General features: G+C 59.5%; 19 protein-coding genes and 2 tRNA genes. 10 read left to right on the top strand and 11 right to left on the bottom strand.

The genetic code is table 11. The features are described from left to right. Positions 1 to 119: 119 nt before the first annotated feature. From groL to AACY08_RS14615, 5 genes are all read right to left on the bottom strand, one after another. Positions 120 to 1,766, bottom strand: coding sequence for a chaperonin GroEL (gene groL / locus AACY08_RS14635; RefSeq protein ID WP_339417281.1), 1,647 nt, complete (start codon positions 1,764 to 1,766; stop codon positions 120 to 122). A gap of 50 nt (positions 1,767 to 1,816) precedes the next feature. Beyond that, positions 1,817 to 2,113, bottom strand: a complete 297-nt coding sequence (locus AACY08_RS14630; RefSeq protein WP_003175874.1) for a co-chaperone GroES — start codon at positions 2,111 to 2,113, stop codon at positions 1,817 to 1,819. Between the two features lie 247 nt (positions 2,114 to 2,360). Beyond that, a complete protein-coding gene (locus AACY08_RS14625; RefSeq protein WP_339417283.1) occupies positions 2,361 to 2,837 on the bottom strand; it encodes an FxsA family protein in 477 nt (158 codons plus the stop codon). Positions 2,838 to 2,903: 66 nt separating this feature from the next. Continuing rightward, positions 2,904 to 3,635 carry a HugZ family pyridoxamine 5'-phosphate oxidase gene (locus AACY08_RS14620; protein WP_339470080.1) on the bottom strand — a complete coding sequence of 244 codons (732 nt, stop codon included), beginning with the start codon at positions 3,633 to 3,635 and terminating at the stop codon, positions 2,904 to 2,906. Between the two features lie 116 nt (positions 3,636 to 3,751). Next, positions 3,752 to 4,759 (bottom strand): DUF481 domain-containing protein, encoded by a 1,008-nt coding sequence (locus AACY08_RS14615; protein WP_339470078.1) that lies wholly within the window; start codon positions 4,757 to 4,759, stop codon positions 3,752 to 3,754. Between the two features lie 141 nt (positions 4,760 to 4,900). Here AACY08_RS14615 and AACY08_RS14610 point away from each other — a divergent pair, with 141 nt between their 5' ends. The 4 genes from AACY08_RS14610 (at position 4,901) to AACY08_RS14595 (ending at position 9,740) form a co-directional block, all read left to right on the top strand. Further along, positions 4,901 to 5,263 carry an MGMT family protein gene (locus tag AACY08_RS14610; protein ID WP_339470077.1) on the top strand — a complete coding sequence of 121 codons (363 nt, stop codon included), beginning with the start codon at positions 4,901 to 4,903 and terminating at the stop codon, positions 5,261 to 5,263. Between the two features lie 43 nt (positions 5,264 to 5,306). Next, positions 5,307 to 6,839 carry an AmpG family muropeptide MFS transporter gene (locus AACY08_RS14605; RefSeq protein ID WP_339470075.1) on the top strand — a complete coding sequence of 511 codons (1,533 nt, stop codon included), beginning with the start codon at positions 5,307 to 5,309 and terminating at the stop codon, positions 6,837 to 6,839. A gap of 211 nt (positions 6,840 to 7,050) precedes the next feature. Continuing rightward, positions 7,051 to 8,766 carry a proline--tRNA ligase gene (locus AACY08_RS14600; RefSeq protein WP_339470074.1) on the top strand — a complete coding sequence of 572 codons (1,716 nt, stop codon included), beginning with the start codon at positions 7,051 to 7,053 and terminating at the stop codon, positions 8,764 to 8,766. 20 nt (positions 8,767 to 8,786) lie between these two features. After that, positions 8,787 to 9,740, top strand: coding sequence for a hypothetical protein (locus AACY08_RS14595; protein ID WP_339470073.1), 954 nt, complete (start codon positions 8,787 to 8,789; stop codon positions 9,738 to 9,740). Between the two features lie 129 nt (positions 9,741 to 9,869). On the opposite strand, the gene dinB is transcribed toward AACY08_RS14595, so the two are convergent. Then, on the bottom strand, positions 9,870 to 10,928 hold the full coding sequence (gene dinB, locus AACY08_RS14590; RefSeq protein ID WP_339470072.1) for a DNA polymerase IV: 1,059 nt from the start codon (positions 10,926 to 10,928) through the stop codon (positions 9,870 to 9,872). 278 nt (positions 10,929 to 11,206) lie between these two features. On the opposite strand from dinB, the gene AACY08_RS14585 reads away from it, so the two are divergent. The 4 genes from AACY08_RS14585 to AACY08_RS14570 all read left to right on the top strand — a co-directional run bounded on the left by AACY08_RS14585 (position 11,207) and on the right by AACY08_RS14570 (position 15,762). Next, positions 11,207 to 11,283, top strand: a tRNA-Met gene (locus AACY08_RS14585). Between the two features lie 195 nt (positions 11,284 to 11,478). Beyond that, positions 11,479 to 11,555, top strand: a tRNA-Met gene (locus AACY08_RS14580). A gap of 278 nt (positions 11,556 to 11,833) precedes the next feature. Continuing rightward, complete coding sequence (mprF, locus tag AACY08_RS14575) at positions 11,834 to 14,476, top strand: bifunctional lysylphosphatidylglycerol flippase/synthetase MprF (protein WP_339470071.1); 2,643 nt, start codon at positions 11,834 to 11,836, stop codon at positions 14,474 to 14,476. After that, complete coding sequence (locus AACY08_RS14570) at positions 14,476 to 15,762, top strand: virulence factor family protein (RefSeq protein WP_339470070.1); 1,287 nt, start codon at positions 14,476 to 14,478, stop codon at positions 15,760 to 15,762. The genes mprF and AACY08_RS14570 overlap by 1 nt, the downstream gene beginning before the upstream one ends. 153 nt (positions 15,763 to 15,915) lie before the next feature. Here the strand turns inward: AACY08_RS14570 and recJ are convergent, their stop codons facing one another. After that, positions 15,916 to 17,625, bottom strand: a complete 1,710-nt coding sequence (gene recJ, locus AACY08_RS14565; protein WP_339470068.1) for a single-stranded-DNA-specific exonuclease RecJ — start codon at positions 17,623 to 17,625, stop codon at positions 15,916 to 15,918. Between the two features lie 64 nt (positions 17,626 to 17,689). Next, complete coding sequence (locus AACY08_RS14560; protein WP_339470067.1) at positions 17,690 to 18,229, bottom strand: YaeQ family protein; 540 nt, start codon at positions 18,227 to 18,229, stop codon at positions 17,690 to 17,692. A gap of 148 nt (positions 18,230 to 18,377) precedes the next feature. On the opposite strand from AACY08_RS14560, the gene AACY08_RS14555 reads away from it, so the two are divergent. Continuing rightward, positions 18,378 to 19,577 carry a CaiB/BaiF CoA transferase family protein gene (locus tag AACY08_RS14555; protein ID WP_339470066.1) on the top strand — a complete coding sequence of 400 codons (1,200 nt, stop codon included), beginning with the start codon at positions 18,378 to 18,380 and terminating at the stop codon, positions 19,575 to 19,577. After that, positions 19,577 to 20,464 carry a TIGR02285 family protein gene (locus AACY08_RS14550; RefSeq protein ID WP_339470065.1) on the top strand — a complete coding sequence of 296 codons (888 nt, stop codon included), beginning with the start codon at positions 19,577 to 19,579 and terminating at the stop codon, positions 20,462 to 20,464. The genes AACY08_RS14555 and AACY08_RS14550 overlap by 1 nt, the downstream gene beginning before the upstream one ends. Positions 20,465 to 20,634: 170 nt before the next feature. Here AACY08_RS14550 and AACY08_RS14545 read toward each other — a convergent pair whose 3' ends face one another. The 3 genes from AACY08_RS14545 to AACY08_RS14535 all read right to left on the bottom strand — a co-directional run bounded on the left by AACY08_RS14545 (position 20,635) and on the right by AACY08_RS14535 (position 23,985). Beyond that, the gene (locus AACY08_RS14545; protein ID WP_339470064.1) at positions 20,635 to 20,919 is read right to left on the bottom strand and encodes a DUF3509 domain-containing protein; all 285 of its coding nucleotides are present in this window, start codon (positions 20,917 to 20,919) and stop codon (positions 20,635 to 20,637) included. 248 nt (positions 20,920 to 21,167) lie between these two features. Continuing rightward, positions 21,168 to 22,577 (bottom strand): threonine synthase, encoded by a 1,410-nt coding sequence (gene thrC, locus AACY08_RS14540; RefSeq protein WP_339470063.1) that lies wholly within the window; start codon positions 22,575 to 22,577, stop codon positions 21,168 to 21,170. Positions 22,578 to 22,680: 103 nt separating this feature from the next. After that, positions 22,681 to 23,985, bottom strand: coding sequence for a homoserine dehydrogenase (locus AACY08_RS14535; protein ID WP_339470061.1), 1,305 nt, complete (start codon positions 23,983 to 23,985; stop codon positions 22,681 to 22,683). Positions 23,986 to 24,080: the final 95 nt, after the last annotated feature.

The following is a 24,080-nucleotide window of genomic DNA, read 5'->3' as shown; positions in this document are numbered from 1 at the left end:
AGGGCACCCTCGCAGGCCAGCCAGCGCCCACAGTTGGCTGCATTTCAAATTCAAACAATAAAAAAGCCCCGCCTGCATCACTGCAGGCGGGGCTTTTTCAGTACGGGGGTAAGGCTGGCTTACATCATGCCGCCCATGCCACCCATGCCGCCCATGTCTGGCATACCGCCACCGCCAGCGCCTTCAGCCTTAGGCTTGTCAGCAATGGCAGCTTCGGTGGTCAGGATCAGGCCACCGATGGAGGCTGCAGCTTGCAATGCCGAACGAGTCACCTTGGTAGGGTCCAGGATGCCCATTTCGATCATGTCGCCGTAGACGCCAGTCGCAGCGTTGTAACCGTAGTTACCTTTGCCGTTCTTGACTTCGTTGACCACAACGCTTGGCTCGTCGCCGGAGTTGGCAGCGATCTGGCGCAGTGGTGCTTCAACAGCACGACGCAGTACAGCGATACCGACGTTCTGGTCAGCGTTGTCGCCGGTCAGGTTAGTAAGGGCTTCCAGCGCACGGATCAGCGCAACGCCACCGCCAGGTACCACGCCTTCTTCGACGGCTGCGCGGGTTGCGTGCAGGGCGTCTTCAACGCGTGCTTTCTTCTCTTTCATTTCAACTTCGGAACCCGCGCCAACCTTGATCACGGCAACGCCGCCGGACAGCTTGGCCAGACGTTCTTGCAGTTTTTCACGGTCGTAGTCGGACGAAGTCTCGGCAACCTGGGCGCGGATCTGAGTGATGCGCGATTGGATGTCGCCTTCAACGCCAGCACCGTCAACGATGATGGTGTTTTCTTTGGAGATGGTCACGCGCTTGGCACTACCCAGGTTTTCCAGGGTGGCGCTTTCCAGGCTCAGGCCGATCTCTTCGGAGATAACGGTACCGCCGGTCAGAACGGCTATGTCCTGCAGCATTGCCTTGCGACGGTCGCCGAAGCCTGGAGCCTTGACGGCTGCGACTTTAACGATGCCACGCATGTTGTTCACTACCAACGTCGCCAGGGCTTCGCCTTCAACGTCTTCGGAAACGATCAGCAGTGGGCGGCCGGCTTTGGCAACAGCTTCCAGTACTGGCAGCATTTCGCGGATGTTGGAGATCTTTTTGTCGACCAGCAGGATCAGCGGGCTGTCCAGCTCGGCAACCATGGTTTCTGGCTTGTTGACGAAGTACGGGGACAAGTAGCCACGGTCGAACTGCATGCCTTCTACAACCGACAGTTCGTTTTCCAGGCCAGAACCTTCTTCAACGGTGATCACGCCTTCTTTGCCGACTTTTTCCATGGCTTCGGCAATGATGTCGCCGATGGAGCTGTCGGAGTTGGCGGAGATGGTACCTACCTGGGCAATAGCCTTGGTGTCAGCGCATGGCTTGGACAGGTTTTTCAGCTCAGCAACGATGGCGATGGTCGCCTTGTCGATGCCGCGCTTGAGGTCCATCGGGTTCATGCCGGCAGCGACGGCTTTGTAGCCTTCGTTGACGATTGCCTGAGCCAGAACGGTAGCGGTGGTGGTGCCGTCGCCTGCGTCATCGTTGGCACGGGAGGCAACGTCTTTGACCAGCTGCGCGCCCATGTTTTCGAAACGATCTTCGAGTTCGATTTCTTTTGCTACCGAAACGCCGTCCTTGGTGATGGTCGGAGCGCCGAAGCTCTTCTCGATGATCACGTTACGGCCTTTAGGGCCCAAGGTCGCTTTTACTGCGTCAGCCAGGATGTTGACACCGGTGAGCATTTTTTTGCGGGCGGAATCGCCGAATTTAACTTCTTTAGCAGCCATGATCGATATTCCTTAAATACTTTGGAGTAACGGGAAAATGAGCGGGGAAATCAGTCTTCCAGAACAGCGAGAATCTCGTTCTCAGCCATAACCAGCAGGTCTTCGCCGTCGACTTTCACAGTGTTGCTGCCGGAGTAAGGACCAAATACAACCTTGTCACCGACTTTAACGGCCAGCGCACGCACGTCACCGTTTTCCAGGGTCTTGCCTGGGCCTGCAGCGACGATCACACCGTGGTTGGCTTTTTCAGCAGCCGAACCTGGCAGAACGATACCGCCAGCGGTTTTCTTTTCTTCTTCGCTGCGACGGATTACGACGCGGTCGTGCAGAGGACGAAGCTTGCTCATTGTCGATCTCTCCTAATTGTGTTTTTCATCGGCCGGTATCAGTACCGGCAGGTTGTATTCCGGCAGTGCCGGTCGCGCCTCGCCAAGCAAGACGCGGAAGTCTGTCTGGTGTCACCACCAGAAACCTTGCGGTGACCGTTACATAAGGGCGCATAAGCTTATTACAAGGGGCCCCGACGGAAATTTTTTGCGTGTGTCGACGGCTCAAAGCAACACGGCACCCTGAGGTGCCGTGCCAGTGAAGCGGTTATTTGCTGTCGCGCTGTTCGAATTCGCCTTCGATCACATCACCTTCACGCCCCAGTGGCTGGCGCGGAGCCGGACCGCCACGGGGTTGCAGGTCATCGGCGAACGCACGCTGGCGAATCGCCGCCTCTTCGGCACGCTGGCGCATCTTGCCGGCCAGCAGCTTGCGAGTGACTGGCAGCAACATCACCAGGCCGACCACATCGCTGATAAAGCCCGGCAGGATCAACAGGCCACCGGCCAGGGCCATCATCAGGCCTTCAAGCATGGTCTGTGCGGGCAGCTCGCCACGATTCAGGCTTTCACGGGCACGCAGTGCCGTGGCCAGGCCGGCGACGCGCAGCACCAATACGCCGAGCATCGAGCCGAGAATGATCAACAGCAGGGCCGGGAAAAAGCCGATCGCACTGCTGACTTGAACGAATACGAACAGCTCCAACACCGGGAACAGCAGAAAGAGCAATAAAAAAGGGCGCATCAAATGGTTCCTCAACGCAAGAATGCCTTGCCAGTCCACTTTAGATGACGTCGCCATTTCGTGAATTCAAGCGTCAGCCGCTTCTTTTTTTGGCCAGACGTCAGCGTGAGCCAGTGAAACCAGAGCTTCGCGCACTTGTGTCGGAGTGTTGCAAGGCTCCGCGAACGGTAACCAATATAAGGATTGGCCGATACGCAGGTGCATGCCTTCGCTGTCGATACCGGCCAACTGCGCAGGCTCGGAGGTCGGCAAACCGGCCAAGTCGACGTAGTGGGCGATGGCCTTGGCGTGATCGCTGTTCATGTGTTCGATCATGTTGCGCTCAGCCGTGCCCGCAAACGGGTTGGCCAGGGTCAACTGGTCGACCCAGTGAATCGCCCCAAAGCCGCCGATGTAACGGTGGCGCACCGGCTTGAGCACCCAGAAGTCGAAGTCGTGGGCTTTGTGGTAGTTGGCCGAATCGGGAAAGTAGCGGTAATAACGCTCGGCCGCTGCCTCTATGGCAGCGCCCTCCTCGAGTTTTACGGCCTCAGCCAGGTAGGTCAGGCGCCCGACGGACTGCACGTCATCCGCCTCACGCTCACCCACCAGCAACGAACACTTAGGGTCTTTTTGCAGGTTGTGGGTGTGCTGGGCAATACGGCTGATGAGGATCAACGGACGGCCCTGCTCATCCAGGCAATACGGCACGACCGAACCGAAAGGGAAACCCGGCATGGCTTTGGACTGTGTGGCGAGAGCCCCACGGTATTCCTTGAGCAACAGCTCTCGGGCGTTCTTGGCAACCTGTGCGCTCAACGTTGACTCCTCGGGTATTCAGCCGCCCATGACTCATGGGAATGGATCTCAACACAAGGTAATCAATCTACGCGCCGGTTGCCAGAGGCGCCCCTGCCGGGATTTGTCGAAGGGTGTTACCAGGCCACGCCGAACCCTGCGGTATAGCGGGTTTTGCTCAGGCTGCTTTCCGAGTCGCCACTGATGACGTCGCGTTCAGCCTTGAGGTTGAGCGAAGCCCACTCGGTAACTTTGTAGCGCAGGCCCATTTCCGCATCCAGGGAGTACTCCGCTGGGCCATCGATAGGTTTGCCCACTTCGCCATTCGTAAAGAATTCAACGGTCTTGCCCACCAGGTAGCGGTTGTAGTTCCACTTCATGGCCAGGGAATAGAAGTTGTCCTTGCCGCCTTCGGCGTATTCGTAATCGGTGCGGTTGACGAGCGACCCCAGGGAGAATGCGCCCAGCTCATCATCCCAGAACTGGTAGCCCGGGCCGGTACCGACGGTACGCTGTCGAGCCAAGTCTTCAACCTTGTCACGCTTGTAAGTCAAGCGTCCCTGCCAGAACCAATGCTCGGTCAGGAAGCGGTCCAGGTCATATTCCAACGCCCAGTTGTCGGTGGTGGTCACGTCGTCCTGGAACTCGCGGTTGTACTGGCCCTGCCCGGTGTGGCGCCATTGGCCATGCCGCGCGGTGGTCTTGAAGTCGATGTCGTAGTCGTTGGTATCTTTTTCGGCGCGCTTGTAGTCCAGGGCCATGTCGACATTGCCCTTCCACACCAAGTCTTCGATCACAGGCTTGGGCTTGAGGATCTGCTGGATGCTTGCCAGCTCGACGGTCTTTGGCGCCTCGCCATTGGCCAGCACCACCTTGCCTTCATCCGCCGGCTTCAGGGACTTGGCCTTTTCGCCGGTGTAGGCATCTTGCTTGACCAGCAGTTCCTGGTCGCTTTCCAGGGTTTTCACCTGTTTCCAGTCCACAGGAATGGCGCCCGCGTAATCGGTCTGGATCAGCAACTTGCCACCGTCGAAGACCTTGATCTTGCCCGTCAGACGGTCACCGTTCTTCAACCAGACGGTATCGGCCATCAGGGGCGTGGAGGCGCTGAAAACAGCGAGGCACAGCAGAGTTCTGGACAACATAAGCGGATTCAGGGCTCGAGGTTGGCGAAAAGAGGGCATTATCGTGTTAGATACGACTGACTCAAGGATTTATATTCAGTTCAATCCTCGATGCCATGCTTACAGACGTTTCTTACAATAAGTCAGCCGATCTCAACGGATATGCCCACAGTGAATCCACCCGCCGAGCCCCCGCAAAGCCCTGCCGAAATGCGCCGCACTGCGCTGTACCTGACCCTGGCGCAAGTGCCCGCAGGGTGGGTGGTCAGCTACGGCGAGCTGGCCCACCTGGCTGGGCTGGGGCGTGCGGCGCGCTGGGTAGGCCGCACCCTGAGTCAACTGCCTGCAGACACCAAACTTCCCTGGCATCGCGTGCTGGGTGCCGGTGGTCGGATAAGTCTGCCAGTGGGCAGTGCCTCGGGTGACGAGCAACGCGCGCGTTTGCGCGAAGAAGGCGTCACGGTCCGCAATAATCGCGTGGATATTCAGCGCCATGGCTGGCGCCCGGTAGAGCACAGCGGTTAGAGTGCGCGCTTTGTTTCCGCAAACCTGAGGCAGACTCCAGCCCATGCCCCGTAAAACCTGGCGCGCCGCGCTCGCTGCCTATGCCAGCCCCTCGACGTTAGTGCTGTTGTTGCTCGGCTTTGCCGCCGGCTTGCCTTACATGTTGGTGTTCTCGACGCTTTCGGTGTGGTTGCGGGAGGCCGGCGTGGCCCGCGAGACCATCGGCTATGCAAGCCTGATTGGTTTGGCGTATGCCTTTAAGTGGGTCTGGTCGCCGCTGCTCGACCAATGGCGCCTGCCGTTGCTCGGTAAACTCGGGCGACGCCGTTCCTGGCTGGTCCTTGCCCAGTCGCTGGTGATCCTCGGATTGATCGGCATGGGCTTTTGCGACCCGCAGAAACATTTGTCCTGGCTGATCGCTATCGCCGTCGTCGTTGCCTTCGCGTCCGCCACCCAGGATATCGCGGTAGACGCCTACCGCCTGGAAATCGCCGATGACAGCCGCCAGGCCGCGTTGGCCGCCAGCTATATGTCCGGCTATCGCATCGCCGCCCTGCTGGCCACGGCAGGTGCACTGTTTTTCGCTGAAGGTTTCGGCTCCACCGGTTTCAACTATAAACACTCGGCCTGGACCGGCACCTATGTGCTGTTCGGCGTATTGATGGTTCCTGCGTTGCTGACCACGCTGTTCATGCGCGAACCCAATGTGCCACTGCGCACCCAGCTGCAGGCCGGGCGCTACAGTTTCGTGCATCAACTGGTCTCGGTATTTGTGCTGATCGTATTGCTGGTGTCGGTGCCCGCGATGTTCACCCAGCTGTTCAATACTGATTTCGCAAGCGTGCTGTTCCACGGTATGAGCCTATGGGACCTGCTGATGGACGACCGTGCCTTCCTGCGCGCCATTCTCTATATCACGCTCACCGCACTGTGCCTCTCGGCCATGGGTCGCCGGGGCCTGGCGCCGGTGCTGACGCCGGTCAACGACTTCATCCTGCGCTACCGCTGGCAAGCTTTACTGCTGCTGGGGCTGATCGCCACCTATCGCATGTCTGACACCGTGATGGGCGTGATGGCCAACGTGTTCTACATCGACCAAGGCTTTACCAAGGACCAGATCGCCGGGGTCAGCAAGATCTTCGGCCTGATCATGACCCTGGTCGGCGCCGGCATGGGCGGCCTGCTGATTGTGCGCTTCGGCATCCTGCCGATCCTGTTTATCGGCGGCGTGTTCTCTGCCGGCACCAACCTGCTGTTCGTGACGCTCGCCGACATGGGCCCGGACCTGCAGATGCTGATTTTCACGATTTCCCTGGATAACTTCAGCTCGGGCATGGCCACATCGGCATTTGTGGCCTACTTGTCGAGCCTGACCAACCTCAAGTTCTCCGCCACCCAATACGCGCTGCTCAGCTCAATCATGCTGTTGCTGCCGCGCTTGATCGGCGGGTATTCGGGGGTGATGGTGGAGAAGTTCGGCTACCATAATTTCTTCCTGATCACCTGCATGCTGGGTGTACCGACATTGCTGCTGATTGCACTGCATTGGTACCAGGAGAATCGGCGGATTCGGTTGAATCCACCCGCTGACGACTGACACACCTCAGTCAATATGGGCGCTGGCTTGCCTGCAATAGCATCACCAGGGTGCAACAGATACACCGCGCCGCTCCCATCGCAGGCAAGCCAGCGCCCACACAAGCACGGTTCCGACAGAAACACCCCGCAACCTGATGCCTGTACTCCGGCGGCAACCGCCCGTACAATCCAGCGTCATTTCAAGTCCAAGCAACCGACAACGGCCTACCATGCGCACCAGTCAATATTTGCTCGCCACACAGAAAGAAACGCCTTCCGATGCGGTCGTAATCAGCCATCAGCTGATGCTGCGCGCCGGCATGATCCGCAAACTGGCCTCGGGCCTGTATACCTGGCTGCCCATGGGCTTGAAGGTGATGCGCAAGGTCGAAGCCATCGTTCGTGAAGAAATGAACGCTGCCGGCTCTCTGGAAGTGTTGATGCCGAGCACCCAACCGGCTGAACTGTGGCAGGAATCCGGGCGCTGGGAAGAGTACGGCCCTGAGTTGCTGCGCTTCAAGGACCGTCATGGCCGCGACTTCTGCGCCGGCCCGACCCATGAAGAAGTGATCACCGACCTGATGCGCAACGAGCTGAGCAGCTATAAACAGCTGCCGCTGAACCTGTATCAGATCCAGACCAAATTCCGTGATGAAATCCGCCCACGCTTCGGCTTGATGCGCGGTCGTGAATTCATCATGAAAGACGCGTATTCGTTCCACGCCGACCAGGCGTCGCTGCAGGTCACTTACGACCGCATGCACCAAGCCTACTGCAACGTGTTCACCCGCCTGGGCCTGAAGTTCCGTGCGGTTGAAGCGGACAACGGTTCCATCGGCGGTGCCGGCTCCCACGAATTCCACGTACTGGCCGAATCCGGCGAAGACGATATCGTGTTCAGCAACGGTTCGGACTACGCAGCAAACATCGAGAAAGCCGAAGCCGTGCCACGGGAAACGTCCCGCCCCGCACCGGCTGAAGAGCTGCGCTTGGTGGATACACCAGAGACCAAGACCATCGCGGCCCTGGTGGAAAAATTCAATCTGCCGATTGAAAAGACCATCAAGACCCTGATCGTGCACGCCGAAGAAGAAGGCAAGCTGATCGCCCTGGTGATCCGTGGCGACCACGAACTCAACGAAATCAAAGCGGCCCAGCAACCTGGCGTGGCCAACCCACTGGTCATGGCCAGTGATGCCGAACTGCGCGACGCCATTGGCGCCGGTGCGGGTTCCCTGGGCCCACTGAACCTGCCGCTGCCAATTATCATCGACCGTTCGGTCGAGCTGATGAGCGACTTCGGTATTGGCGCGAACATCGACGACAAGCATTACTTCGGCGTGAACTGGGAGCGTGACCTGCCGGTTCCGACCGTGGCCGACCTGCGTAACGTGGTCGCTGGTGACCCGAGCCCGGATGGCAAAGGTACCCTGGAGATCAAGCGCGGCATCGAAGTCGGGCACATCTTCCAGCTGGGCAATAAGTACAGCAAGGCGATGAAGTGCGAAGTGCTGGGCGAGAACGGCAAGCCGATCACCCTGGAAATGGGCTGCTACGGCATTGGCGTTTCGCGCGTGGTTGCAGCTGCCATCGAGCAGAACAACGACGAGAAAGGCATCATCTGGAGTGACGCCCTGGCGCCGTTCCAGGTCGCCCTGGTACCGCTGCGCTATGAAACCGAGCAAGTACGCGAAGCCACCGACAAACTGTATGCCGAACTGACGGCCGCTGGTTTTGAAGTGTTGCTGGATGACCGCGACAAGAAAACCAGCCCGGGCATCAAGTTCGCCGACATGGAACTGATTGGCATCCCGCACCGGATCGTGGTCAGCGACCGCGGCCTGGCGGATGGCAATCTGGAATACAAGAGCCGGACCGAAGCCGAAGCCCAACCGTTGCCGGTGGCTGACGTGCTGTCTTTCCTTCAGGCGCGTATTCGTCGCTGAAAACCAGATCAAGAGAAGTCATGTTCAAGCGAAACACCAGAGCCCTGGGGGGCGCCGCCTTGTGCGGCGCCCTGCTGGTCAGCGGCTGCGCCAACCAGATGTCGCAACGCAGTGAGCACGAGGAGCGGGTCGAGCGTAAGTTGCTCGACCACGGCCTGCAGATCGATGTAGGCGACCCCAAAGTGCTGGAGCTGCCTCAACGCCGAGTGCGCATTCACGAGCAAAAGACCTTCGAGGTCACCGAGTTCGAAGTCACCCGTCGTTACGACCGCTACACCCCCTACCAACCCTGGCGCGAACTCTATGAAGTGCCTTTGGGTACGGTCGCCCTGGTCGCGGGTGCGGGGGCTAACGTGGCGAATATCTTCGCCCTCGGCAACCTGCCTACCAGCATGACCCACGACTGGCTGACCTACGGCGTGGACGGCCTCAACCCGTTCATGAACGTGCAATCCCATGGCCGTGCGCAACAGAATCTGGCAGGTATCGATGAAGTCCAGCGCGACAAGCGTGTGGAGTATTCGAGCCTGCCCTGGAGCGAACGCCCGGTGCAGGTTACTGCGGGCAAGCACGTGCATGAGTTGACCACCGACCGCAACGGCGTCTTGCGCCTGAACCTGTTGGACAGCCCGTTTGCCGAGCAGGACCTTAACCGCGTCACGACCTTGAAGATCAGCGTGGAAGATGGCCAGGACGACGTGCATTCGGACTCGACACTGGCGATCAGCAACACGCTGCGCGGCAAGTTGCTGGAAGCCCACGGCCTGATCTACGACGACCTGGAAGACGACGAAGTCAGCCAGTGGGTGCACCGGGTCAAGCGTCTGTCAGAGCTGGGCCTGGAAGAAGAAGCAAGCGAGCTGGAACAAAGCCTGATCGAACTGACCCGCAATGATCCCGAGTTGCAGCAGGAATTCCTGCAGGCGCTGACCAAGGATGCGGGGCGGTTGGTGGCGGATCCTGGCGCGCGCTAAGACTTCAAGAATATCGTAGATCTAAATGTGTGCGGGCTTGCTCGCGAATACGGAGTGTCAGTCACCAGATGCATTGACTGATCTACCGCATTCGCGAGCAGGCCCGCTCCCACATAGCGCTCTCGGTTTCTACCAGGAGAACTCGAGCTGTTCGTTGCCGTTGCTTAAATCCAGCAACCGCACCCCAATCCCCAACAACCGCACCGGCTTCGCACCCCGTTTAAACGCCTGGGTCAGCAGCTGTTGATAACTTTCCAAATCCCTCCCCGCCCCCGCCTGCTCCAGTGTCGTCTGGGTAAAGTCATGAAACTTCACTTTAACGAACGGCTTGCCCGCCCGGTAACTGCTGTCTATACGCGCCATACGCCCGGCCAGGGTTTCCATCAGCTCGGGAAGCTTTGCCAGACAGCTTGAAAGATCCGGCAGGTCCACATCGTAGGTATTTTCCACACTGATGGATTGCCGACGGCTATCGTTGTGCACTGCGCGGTCATCAATCCCACGCGCCAGGCTCCACAGTCGCTCGCCAAAGCTGCCAAATTCCCGCACCAGCGCCAGCTTGTTCCACTCACGCAGTTGCAGGCAGTCTTCAATTCCCAGGCGCGCCAGCTTTTCTGCCGTGACTTTGCCCACACCGTGCAATTTGCTCACACGCAACTGCGAGACAAAGTCTTCGACCTGGTCCGGGGTAATCACAAACAATCCATTGGGTTTCTTCCAGTCGCTGGCGATCTTGGCCAGGAATTTATTCGGCGCGACACCAGCGGACACGGTGATGTGCAACTGGTTGGAGACGCGGCGGCGAATGTCCTGGGCGATGCGCGTGGCACTGCCACCAAAATGCGTACAGTCAGACACGTCCAGATAGGCTTCATCCAGCGACAGCGGTTCGATCAGGTCGGTGTAGTCGCGAAAGAGCGTCTGGATTTCCTTCGACGCTTCTTTATAGGCGTCCATGCGTGGCTTGACGATGGTCAGGTCCGGACACAGCTTCAAGGCGTGGCGTGACGACATGGCCGAGCGCACGCCATAGGCCCGCGCCTCATAGTTGCAGGTAGCGATCACCCCGCGCCGGTCCGCCGAGCCACCCACCGCCAGCGGCTTTTGCGCCAGGCTCGGGTCATCGCGCATCTCGATGGCGGCGTAGAAGCAATCACAGTCAACGTGGATGATTTTGCGCTGCGTCATATAAACAGGATGTGAAACTACGGGTGGCCAGTATCGCACTCACACCTGTACATAGCACCAGTAGTTTGATTCTTCCGTTTGAACGGTAGGAAAATTCGCACATGAATTTATTTTCTCAATCGAATCTGGTATTCCGATAGAGCTGAAACCCTTGGCCGGACTGGCTTGCAGCGCTTCCACGTACAGCGGTGGAGAGCTAACCAATTGAACCACAAGCGCTTTTCTTCAGAACACGGGTTGACACGCTCGCGATCCTCTGTAGAATGCCGACACACAGACGCGGGATGGAGCAGTCTGGTAGCTCGTCGGGCTCATAACCCGAAGGTCGTCGGTTCAAATCCGGCTCCCGCAACCAAACATCAAAAAAGGCTACTCGAAAGAGTGGCCTTTTTTGTGCCTGTCAGTTTTTTGATTGTCTGACAAAAATCCAAGCCTATCGCGCACTTACCGTTATCGGTGACCACTCAGTGGGTTAATTCACACTTATTTGACCGATACATCCATTAACGGTTGACACCCTGCCGTTGGGCTGTAGAATGCCGCCCACAGACGCGGGATGGAGCAGTCTGGTAGCTCGTCGGGCTCATAACCCGAAGGTCGTCGGTTCAAATCCGGCTCCCGCAACCAAACATCAAAAAAGGCTACTCGAAAGAGTGGCCTTTTTTGTATCCGGTAAAAAAGTTCTTTTGAAACAATGGCATGGCATCTTTCATGAAACCGTACACGGTTTGCAGAGTCCATCTCATTGCAAGCTATGCTCAATGCTCAGCGCTTCCCTCTACGACCAATGGCCGCTGTCGCCGCCCCCGGTGATACGCGTTAATATTTGTAATTATTTTGTCCATAGGGATTGGTAACTTGGCTGGATACCTCCATCCTGTCGCGCACAATCCACGAGGTGATTGATGCGCGCCAACTCGTCTGAACCACAAGACACCGTTACAGCAGAACAACCGATCCCTCCCGCTCGTTTGCGCTGGCTGGATCGGGTGAGCAAATACCGGCAACCCATCGGGCTGGCCGTCACACTATTGCTGTTCGCCATCGCGTTGATCGCCTGCCGACACCTGCTGCTGGAGCTGGATCTCTACGCCCTCCACGATTCGATTCTGGAAGTACCCAGGCCCGCCCTGCTCGGTGCGTTTACCGCAGGTGTCGCCGGCTTCGTCATTCTATTAGGCTATGAATTTTCCGGCGCGCGCTACGCGGGGGTACAACTGCCCGCCAAGACCCTGGCCCTGGGTGGCTTTACCGCGTTTGCCATCGGCAATGCGATTGGCTTGTCGATGCTCTCGGGCGGTTCGGTGCGTTACCGTTTATATGCACGCCATGGCATCGGGGCTTCAGAAGTGGCGCACATGACGGTGTTCGCCAGCCTGGCCCTGGGCTGCGCCCTGCCGCCGCTGGCGGCACTGGCCACCTTGAGTAACTTGCCGGCGGCGTCCACTTATCTGCATCTGTCGCAAGGTTTGCTGGGCGGCATTGCCGGCGCCGTGCTGCTGTTGTCGGCCGCGCTGTGCATCGGCATTTATCGTCGTCGCCTGCCGGAGCAACCCTACCCGGATAATCTGCTGGTAAAAGCTGGCCGCCGTACCCTGCGTCTGCCGGGCCGGCGTTTGACCTTCCTGCAACTGATCATCACCGCGCTGGACGTCGCCGCCGCTGCTACCGTCCTTTATCTGTTGCTGCCAGAAGCGCCGCCCTTCGGCCCCTTCCTGTTGGTGTACCTGCTGGCGCTGGCCGCTGGCGTGCTCAGCCATGTACCGGGCGGGGTTGGCGTATTCGAAGCAATTCTGCTCGCAGCCTTCGCCGACAAACTGGGCGCCGCGCCACTGGCCGCTGCCCTGCTGCTGTACCGCATGATCTACGTGGTGCTGCCCCTATTGATCGCCTGTGTGTTCCTGCTGATCAACGAAGCGCAGCGTCTGTTCCAGACCCAGCAAAGCCTGCGGGTCGCCTCGGGGCTGGCAGCGCCAGTACTGGCCGTACTGGTTTTTTTGTCCGGCGTGGTCCTGCTGTTTTCTGGCGCCACGCCCGAAATCGACTCACGCCTGGAAAACATCGGCTTCTTGATTCCCCACCGCCTGATTGACGCCTCGCACTTTGGCGCCAGCCTGATCGGCGTGCTGTGCTTGTTGCTGGCCCAGGGCCTGCGTCGACGCTTGTCGGCCGCCTGGATGCTGACCATGGTGCTGCTGCTGACCGGTGCGTTGCTCTCGCTGCTCAAGGGCTTCGACTGGGAAGAAGCCTGCTTGATGACCATGACCGCGATCCTGCTGGCGATCTTCCGACGCTCGTTCTACCGCGCCAGCCGCCTCACCGAGCTGCCCTTCTCGCCGCTGTACCTGGTGGCAAGCGTGTGCGTGCTAGGGGCTTCGATCTGGCTGCTGCTGTTCGCTTATCAAGACGTGCCTTACAGCCACCAGCTGTGGTGGCAGTTCACCCTGGACGCCAACGCGCCCCGTGGTTTGCGCTCGCTGCTGGGCGCCGCCGTCCTGCTGGTGATCGTCTCCCTGACCTGGCTGTTGCGCACCGCGCGCCCGGTGATCCACCTGCCGACGCCCGACGAACTCGAGCGCGCCAGCAAGATCCTGATGGCCTCGTCCCAACCCGACGGCGGCCTGGCGCTCACCGGCGACAAGGCGCTGCTGTTTCACCCCAATGATGAAGCTTTCCTCATGTACGCCCGTCGCGGGCGCAGCCTGGTAGCCTTGTACGACCCGATTGGCCCGACCCAGCCACGCGCCGAGATGATCTGGCAGTTCCGCGACCTGTGCGACATCCACCACGCGCGCCCGGTGTTCTATCAAGTGCGCGCAGAGAACCTGCCGTACTACATGGACATCGGCCTCACCGCGATCAAACTGGGTGAAGAAGCCCGCGTCGACCTGAAACGCTTTGACCTGGAAGCCAAGGGCAAAGAGATGAAGGACCTGCGCTATACCTGGAACCGCGGCACCCGCGATGGCTTGTCCCTGGAGATCTTTGAACCGGGCACGGCACCGATGGACGCGCTTAAAGTGATCTCGGATGCCTGGCTGACCGGCAAAAACGTGAGGGAAAAAGGCTTTTCCCTGGGACGCTTCAGCGACGACTACCTCAAGCACTTTCGCATTGCGATCATTCGCTTCGAAGGGAACCCGGTGGCCTTCGCCAACTTGCTCGAGACCTACAACCACGACTTGGCCAGTCTCGACCTGATGCGCGCCCACCCTGACGCGCCCAAGCTGACCATGGAATTCATGATGGTCGGCCTGATTCAGCATTATAAGAGTCACGGCTACGCCCGCTTCAGCCTCGGCATGGTGCCGTTGTCGGGCCTGCAACCACGCCGCGGCGCGCCGTTGACCCAACGCCTGGGTTCGATGGTGTTCCGCCGTGGCGAACAACTGTATAACTTCCAAGGTTTGCGCCGCTTCAAAGACAAGTTCCAGCCTGACTGGGAACCCCGTTACATGGCCGTGCCTGCGGGACTTGATCCGCTGGTGGCACTGGCCGATACCGCCGCCCTGATCGCGGGCGGCTTGACTGGATTGGTGAAACGCTGATGATTCGACGTTCCTGGCGGTATGTATTGGCCTCTGTAGTGCTGCTCGCCTTGATCGCAGGCGGCGGCTTTTGGTACTGGAACCGCCCTGCCCCACAGCCGACCCTGGAGCAATTGCCCCAGGCCGATGGATCGGTGATGACCCGCGTGACGCCCAATGGCACGCCGAAAGCCCGTGTGGCTGTGGCCGTAATGGCCGACGAAATCCTGACCGACAGCCAACTGATCGCTCTGAGCCAAGGCGGCAAGGCGCAGATTGTCCAGGTGATCCTGCCCAAGGACGATTGCAAGCTGCAGGAACAAGCGCTGCAAAGCGCCTTGGTCCAGCTCAAGGGCCCGGCCACCCTGGTCAGCGGCATCGGCCCAGGCGCAGCGCTCGCCTGGCGCTGGCTGGCAACACAGGATGACGACAAGGCCAATGCCATCTCCGTCGGCTTCGCCCTGGTGCAGGAAGGCTGCAAGGACCCACTGCCGAAAACCGCCGCGCACGGCAATTGGCTGGTGGCCTGGAATGACAACCCTGACGATGAAAGCGCCAGTTTCGTACGCGATACACCACGCGCCACCACCAGCATCAGCGACTACGACATTCACTACCCGCAAGTGCTGAACAACGAGCTGCGCAAGCAACTGGTAGGTTCGGACAATGGCGGCCTGGCGATTCCAGTGGTTGAAGTGCCGGCAGGCCAGGCCAAGGACACCGTCACCCTGTTCCTCTCTGGTGATGGCGGCTGGCGTGACCTGGACCGCGACGTGGCCGGCGAAATGGCCAAGATCGGCTACCCCGTCGTCGGCATCGACACGCTGCGCTACTACTGGCAGCACAAGACCCCGGAACAAAGCGCCAAGGACCTCACCGAGCTGATGCAACACTACCGTCAGAAGTGGGGCACCAAGCGCTTTGTGCTGACCGGTTATTCATTCGGTGCCGATGTATTGCCAGCCATCTACAACCGTATGCCCGAAAACGAACAGCAACGGGTCGATGCAATCATCCTGCTGGCGTTCGCACGCACCGGCAGCTTTGAGATTGAAGTGGAAGGCTGGCTGGGTAACGCCGGCAAAGAAGCCGCCACGGGCCCGGAAATGGCCAAGCTGCCGCCTGAGAAAGTGGTGTGCATCTACGGTGCAGAAGAAGTCGACGAGAGCGGCTGCACGGACAAGACTGCCGTGGGTGAAGCGCTGAAGCTGCCAGGTGGGCATCACTTCGATGAGAACTACCCGGCGCTGGCCAAGCGGTTGGTGGATATCATTGTGAAGCATCAGGCCAAGGATAAAGCCGAGTAACTTCAGGCTGTACACGGATTAAAAATGTGGGAGCGGGCTTGCTCGCGAAAGCGGTGGATCAGTCACAGCAACATTGACTGACACTCCGTATTCGCGAGCAAGTCGAAGCGTCGAACCGCCGCTCCCACATTTGCTTTAGGGTGTGACCGATATTTAGCGCGGTTCGATGTGCGCAATCATCAGCTGCACGGTTTCATTCCCACGAAACTCGTTCACATCCAGCTTATAGGCCAGCTCGACCCAACGCACGGTAGGGTTCGGCCAAACGTCACGGTCCACCCCAAACGCAATGCCATCGAGTTTCACCGAGCCGCATTCGCTCTTGAGCACCACTTTCAGGTGCCGCTCCCCCACGACACGCTGCTCCACCAACTGAAACACGCCGTGGAACAACGGCTCGGGAAAGTGTTGCCCCCACGGGCCGGCATGCCGTAAGGCCCGCGCCAGCTCCAGGTGAAACTCTTCCACTGCCAGAGTACCGTCGGTCAACAACCTGCCGGTCAGGTCCTCCTCACACAGTTGCCGACGCACTTCAGCATCAAATGCTTCGGCAAACAGTGGGAAATTCGACTCGGGCAATGTGAGCCCCGCCGCCATGGCGTGGCCGCCGTATTTGGCGATCAGGTTGGGATGCTGGCTTGCGACCACTGCCAGGGCATCACGGATGTGAAAACCCGGCACGGAGCGCCCTGAGCCCTTGAGCAGGCCGTCACCGGCGTCTGCAAAGGCGATGGTCGGGCGGAAGTAACGCTCTTTCATGCGCGACGCGAGAATCCCGATCACGCCTTGGTGCCACTCCGGGTCGAACAGGCACAACCCGTAAGGCATCGACTCCACCGGCAAGTCTTTCAGCTGGGCCAGGGCCTCGCGCTGCATGCCTTGCTCGATGGATTTGCGGTCCTGGTTCATGCCGTCCAGTTGCGCCGCCATTTCCCGTGCGGCGGCGAAGTCGCTGGTGAGCAGGCATTCGATACCCAGACTCATATCGTCCAGGCGCCCAGCGGCATTCAGGCGCGGCCCGAGAATAAAGCCCAGGTCGGTCGAGGTGATGCGTGCAGCGTCGCGCTTGGCCACCTCCAGGATCGCCTTGATACCCGGCCGTGCGCGACCTGCACGGATACGCTCCAGGCCCTGATGCACCAGGATGCGGTTGTTGGCATCCAGGGGCACCACGTCGGCGACGCTGCCCAGAGCGACCAGGTCGAGCAGCTCGCCGATGTTCGGCTGCGGCGTGTTCTCGTACCACCCCAAACTGCGCAGGCGCGCACGCAAGGCCATCAGCACATAAAAGATCACGCCCACGCCGGCCAGGGCCTTGCTCGGGAACTCACAGCCCGGCTGGTTCGGGTTGACGATGGCATCCGCCGCCGGCAACTCATCGCCGGGCAAATGGTGGTCGGTCACCAGCACCTTCAACCCCGCGGCTTTGGCGGCTGCCACGCCTTCGACGCTGGAGATGCCGTTGTCCACGGTGATCAGCAACTGCGGTTCGCGCTGCAGGGCCACGGCGACGATTTCCGGGGTCAGGCCGTAGCCGTATTCGAAACGGTTGGGCACCAGATAGTCGACATGCGCCGCTCCGAGCAAACGCAGGCCCAAGGTACCCACGGTGCTGGCAGTGGCGCCATCGGCGTCGAAGTCACCGACGATCAGGATGCGCTGGCGTTGCTCCAGCGCCGTCACCAGCAAGTCCACGGCCGCGTCGATGCCCTTGAGTTGCTGGTAAGGGATCAACCGCACCAGACTTTTATCCAGCTCGGCTTCCGACTGCACCCCGCGTGCGGCGTAGAGACGGGTCAACAGCGGTGGCAAATCTCCGAGGAACGGCAGGATAGCGGGCAATGGGCGAGGATCGATACGCATGGAGGGTGGGGAATTCTCTATTGGGGGATTATTGGCTGCAAGCTTGTAGCTTGTAGCTTGCCGCTCAACGCTCACCGACCAGCCATTGCAGTTGCACTTCATGCTGGCCACGGTCGTCGGTGACGAAGATCGTGCCTTCGCTGATCATCACGTCCCACTTGATAACACGGGGCATGTCTTTGGCCAGCACTTCGAGGATTTCCTGGGGCACGGCGGCGATGTGTACGTTTTTCAGGTTGGTCGCCACCGGCACCACCTTGCCTTCCCATACACGCAGGCTACCGTAGGCCAGCAGGCTGGTGCGTTCGGTGCGGCGCGAGCACCAGGTCAGGCGGTCGGCATCGGGTTGGCCGACTTCGATCCAGTGCAAAACCCGATCATCCAAACTTTTTTCCCACAGGGCTGGTTCGTCTACATCTGACAGTCCACGACCAAACGCCAGTTGCTCGTTGTAAAACAGGGCGTAGGCCAACAGACGCACGGTCATGCGCTCTTCGGTTTCCGAAGGGTGTCGGGCGATGGTCTGTTTGACGCTCTCGTACACCGAGCGATCGAGGTCAGTAAGGTTGAGTTCGAATTTGTAGGTCGTGGACGGCTGGGCCATGAACGGACTTCTAGAGACAGGGAAAGGCGGCCAGTCTAACCGATGGCGGGGCCATTCAACGAATCCTGCGCTGCATCATCCTTATCCCTGGGCTGTCCGCCTATGTTAAAAGGCATCACACCACCGCACTGCGCAGACAAGGATCATCATGTCGTTTCATGCCAAACCGCTTGCCGGCCTGAAAGTTATCGAACTCGGTACCCTGATCGCCGGCCCGTTCGCCTCACGTATCTGCGCCGAATTCGGCGCCGAGGTGATCAAGGTCGAATCGCCGGACGGCGGCGACCCGCTACGCAAGTGGCGCAAGCTGTACGAGGGCACGTCGTTGTGGTGGTTTGTGCAGGCGCGCAACAAGCAGTCGCTGACGCTGAACCTCAAGCACCCGGACGGCCTGGCCATCCTCAAGCAGTTGCTGGCGGACGCCGACATCCTGATCGAGAACTTCCGCCCCGGCGTGCTGGAGAAGCTCGGCCTGAGCTGGGAAACCCTGCACGCACTCAACCCCAAGCTGGTGATGGTGCGTCTCTCCGGCTTTGGCCAGACCGGCCCGATGAAAGACCAGCCAGGGTTTGGCGCGGTGGGCGAATCCATGGGCGGCCTGCGCTATATCACCGGCTTCGAAGACCGCCCACCGGTGCGCACCGGCATTTCCATCGGTGACTCGATTGCCGCGCTGTGGGCGGTGATCGGCGCGCTGATGGCGCTGCGTCATCGCGAAGTCAACGGCGGCGTGGGCCAGGTGGTCGATGTAGCGCTGTATGAAGCCATCTTCGCCATGATGGAAAGCATGATCCCGGAGTTCGATGTGTTCGGTTTTATTCGCGAACGCACCGGCAACATCATGCCCGGTATCACGCCGTCCTCCATCCACACCAGCGCCGACGGCAAGCATGTACAGATCGGCGCCAACGGCGATGCGATCTTCAAGCGCTTTATGTCGGCCATTGGCCGTGAAGATTTGGCCAACGATCCAGAGTTAACCAGCAATGACGGACGCGATGGCCGTCGTGATGAGCTGTATGGCGTAATTGATCGCTGGGTGAATTCGCTGCCACTGGATGAAGTGGTCGCGATATTGAATAAAGCCGAAGTGCCTGCCAGTCGCATCTACAGTGCCGAGGACATGCTCGGCGATCCGCAATTCCTCGCCCGGGAGATGTTCCTCAAGGCCCAGCTTCCCGACGGCAAGGACTTCAAGATGCCTGGCATCGTGCCCAAGTTGTCGGACACGCCAGGTAGCTGCGAATGGGTCGGGCCGCAGCTGGGTGAACATAACAACGTGCTACTCAATAAACTGGGATACGACAGCGCTGCCATTACTCGCTTGCGTGAGGATGGCGCGATTTGATGGTTTACCCTGCTCAGCGCCGGCTACTGCAACTCTGCCTTGTCTGCGCGATAGCGAGCGAATGGCCGCTGTCCGCCCACGCAGAAGAAACACTGACCTGGCTGCTGCGCGACTTACCACCGGTCACCATCTTTGAGGGACCACAGAAGGGCCAAGGGGTGCTGGACAGGTTATTGCCCATACTCAGCGAGCGCCTGCCGGAGTATCGGCACCAGGTGATGCACGTCAATCGTGCCCGGGGTAATCAGATGTTGCGCGACCCCACCACCCTGACGTGCGATCCGTCGCTGCTGTGGACGGCGGAACGGGCCAGGTATGTTGTATTTTCCGCCCAGGCCTTCGTCTCGGTGAGCAACGGGGTGACCATTCGACGCCTCCAGCAGGACGAGCTGGCAGCGTTCATTGATGAGGGCCAATTTGACCTGCAAGCCTTCCTCGGCTCCCCCACCGCACGCATTGGCGCAACCGCCGAACGCAGCTACGGTCCGTTGATCGACGAACAACTCAAGGATGCCGCCCCTCACACACTGGCACTCCATTACGGCAATGACGCCCTGGGCAGCCTGCTGCAAATGCAGCGCCTGGGCCGACTGGAAGCCGTTCTGGGTTACGCGCCGGAGATCCGCTATCACGCCATGCAACAAGGCATTGCCCCTGAAGACCTGATGTTCTACCCCATCAAGGGGTCAGCGCCCTACCAGCGTACGCATATCGGTTGTTCGGCCACACCTGAAGGTCGCCAGGCCATACAGCGAATTGATCGGGCCTTGCGCCATATCCCACAGGAACAGCTACAGGCTTCCTACGCCGAATGGCTGGACCCGGTCATGCGTGAACACTATCTGCAGGACAACCCGAGCTTTTTCCTGGATTCACCCGACCCCTGACAAATCGCAGGCAAAAAGAAACCCCGGAGTGTGGGGAGACACCTCGGGGTTAAACGCGGCCTACAAAGACCCGTACAGCACGTCACAAACACCGGAGCACAATGTCTGCTCTTGCTGTTACGAACTCTGACCGGCCACCTTGTAGGAAGTTTCCACACTTAAACAATTCTTCATGCAGCGGCAGCGCCACGGGTCTGGGCGGCGTTGCGCAAGGCCGCAATGACTGAGGGTTCCACGCGCCCCTCGGCAATTTTGATGTCGCGCAACAGGCAATCCACTACATCCACCAGCACGCGCTTATCCATCAATTGCGCACGATCAACTTCGCGCTCGACCACGATAGCGCCAGCAGGATTCTTCACGGTCACCAGGCACTCGCCCTGCACACCGGCGGTGGTCAGCGAAACCTGATAAGGGCTCAGCGCTTCTTCTAGCAATAGGCTGATACTTTCCATCTCGATCACCACTCAATAGTTCGGGAACAATCGTTTCAACGGGAGAGCTGCATCTATCCTAAGTGACTGGTTGTGACGTAGGAAAGTTCGCTTTTTCATCTTTTGGGGCCGTCAGGGGCTGACGGATTCCAGCATGCGCTCGCAACATGACAACGAAAAAACGGCCGCACCTACCGGGCCTGCAAGCCATAAAAAACGCCGCTGACCCCAGAGAAGGGAAAGCGGCGTTTTTGCCTGCACGGTTTGCCTTACAGCGGCTTACCACGGTTGCCATGCTGGCTGACAAACGCCTGCACAGCATTCAGGTCATTGGCCAATACAGTGCAACGCTCTTCACGCTCGAACAGGTCAGCCAAGTGCGCCGGTAATTCCAGCGCCTTGCCAACGCCGGCCTTCTCCACCGCTTCCGGGAATTTCACCGGGTGCGCGGTACCCAGGATCACCATCGGGATATCCAGGCTGCGACGGCATTCGCGGGCGGCCTTCACACCAATGGCAGTGTGCGGGTCCAGCAACTCGCCGGTCTGGGCATAGACTTCTGCGATGGTTTCGCAGGTCTGCGCATCGTCCACAGCCAGGGAGTCGAAGAGCTTGCGGGTTTCGGTCCAACGCTCTTCGTCAACGCTGAAACCGCCACCGCTCTTGAAGGTGTCCATCAAACCCGCGATGGCCGCGCCGTTGCGACCGTGCATGTCAAACAGCAGGCGTTCGAAGTTCGACGACACCATGATGTCCATCGACGGCGACAGCGTGGCGTGCAGGGTTTCCTTGACGTACTGATTGCCGCTCATGAAACGGTGCAGGATGTCGTTGCGGTTGGTGGCGACGATCAACTGGTTGATCGGCAGGCCCATGTTGCGTGCCAGGTAACCGGCAAAAATGTCGCCGAAGTTGCCGGTCGGCACCGAGAACGACACCGAACGCGCCGGGCCGCCCAACTGCAGGGACGCATGGAAGTAATAAACGATCTGGGCCATGATCCGCGCCCAGTTGATCGAGTTCACCGCCACCAGGCGCGTACCTTTCAGGAAGCTCTGGTCAGCAAAGCTGTTCTTGACCATTTCCTGGCAGTCATCGAAGTTGCCTTCAATGGCGATGTTATGGATGTTCTCACCAAAAATGGTGGTCATCTGGCGACGCTGCACTTCCGACACGCGCTTGTGCGGGTGCAGGATGAAGATGTCGACGTTTTCGCAGTGTTTGCAGCCTTCGATGGCAGCCGAGCCGGTATCACCGGAGGTAGCGCCGATGATCACCACGCGTTCGCCGCGCTTCTCCAGCACGTAATCGAGCAGGCGACCCAGCAGTTGCAGGGCAAAGTCCTTGAACGCCAGCGTCGGGCCGTGGAACAGCTCCAGCACCCATTCGTTGCCGTTCAATTGACGCAACGGGGCGATGGCGCTGTGGGAAAACACGCCGTACGTCTCTTCCAGAATCTTCTTAAATTCCGCATCCGGAATGCTGCCGGTGACAAACGGGCGCATCACCCGGAAGGCCAGCTCGTGGTACGGCAGGCCGGCCCAGGAAGCGATTTCTTCCTGGGTGAACCGTGGCAGGTTTTCCGGCACGTACAGGCCGCCGTCAGTGGCAAGACCTGCCAGCAAAACGTCTTCGAAATTCAGGGCCGGTGCCTGGCCGCGGGTGCTGATGTAGCGCATAGGGGCAAACCTTCGGTTTGGGCTTCAAGCTTCAAGTGACAAGCTTCAAGTTAAAGCAGATCTGCTTCTACTTGAAGCTTGTAGCTTGGCGCTTGCAGCTGAATTAATTCAAATGTTCGACGCGGATACGGACTACCGGCCCAACCACGCCCTGGAGAGCTTCGAGCGCTCGGATGGCGTCGTTCATGCGTTGTTCGAGCACACGGTGGGTCAGCAGGATCATCGGCACCTGGCCGTTTTGCTCCTCGACTTCCTTCTGCATGATCGACTCGATGTTGATCCCGCGCTCCGACAGGATGCTGGCGACCTGGGCCAACACGCCCGGATGGTCCTGGGCCTGGATTCGCAGGTAGTAGGCACTTTCGCAGGCTTCGATCGGTAGGATCGGGTGGGCCGACAGCGAGTCCGGCTGGAACGCCAGGTGCGGCACGCGGTTCTCCGGGTCGCTGGTCATGGCGCGGACCACGTCCACCAGGTCAGCGATCACCGACGAAGCCGTTGGCTCCATGCCGGCGCCGGCGCCGTAGAACAGGGTCGAACCGGCGGCGTCACCGTTGACCATCACGGCGTTCATCACGCCATTGACGTTAGCGATCAAGCGATCGGCCGGGATCAGCGTCGGGTGCACACGCAGCTCGATACCGGCCGACGTGCTGCGCGCTACGCCCAGGTGCTTGATACGGTAACCCAGGGCTTCGGCGTAGTTCACGTCAGCAGTGGTCAGCTGGGTGATGCCTTCGGTGTAAGCCTTGTCGAACTGTAGCGGGATACCAAAGGCGATGGACGCCAGGATGGTCAGCTTGTGCGCCGCGTCGATACCTTCCACATCAAAGGTCGGGTCGGCTTCGGCGTAACCCAGGGCCTGGGCCTCGGCCAGCACGTCTTCGAAGGTTCGCCCCTTCTCGCGCATTTCGGTGAGGATGAAGTTACCGGTACCGTTGATGATGCCGGCGACCCAGTTGATACGGTTGGCGGACAGGCCTTCACGGATCGCCTTGATCACCGGGATGCCACCGGCAACAGCGGCTTCGAACGCAACGATCACGCCCTTTTCACGCGCCTTGGCGAAGATTTCGTTGCCGTGCACGGCGATCAGCGCCTTGTTGGCGGTGACCACGTGCTTGCCGTTCTCGATGGCCTTGAGCACCAGTTCGCGGGCCACGGTGTAGCCGCCGACCAGCTCGATGACAATATCGATTTCAGGGTTGGTGGCAACGGCGAAGACATCGTTGGTAATCGCAATACCGGTCGTTGCGAACTGAGGCTTTGGCGAACGCGTGGCAATTTGCGCCACTTCAATCCCACGGCCTGCGCGGCGGGAAATTTCCTCAGCGTTACGCTGAAGTACGTTGAAGGTGCCGCCACCGACGGTCCCTAACCCACAGATGCCTACTTTGACCGGTTTCACTGAAGAACTCCCCATGAAACGGCCGACGCGAGGTCGGCCGTGGAAAACAGCCGCATAACTGCGGCTTTCAATTAATGGCCCGTGGACTTATCCAC

The sequence above is a fragment of the Pseudomonas sp. EL_65y_Pfl1_R83 genome (assembly GCF_963970695.1).
Classification (GTDB): Bacteria; Pseudomonadota; Gammaproteobacteria; order Pseudomonadales; family Pseudomonadaceae; genus Aquipseudomonas; species Aquipseudomonas tritici.
The sequence above is the reverse complement of the archived record's forward strand: the minus strand, read 5'-3'. Positions and strand labels throughout refer to the sequence as shown.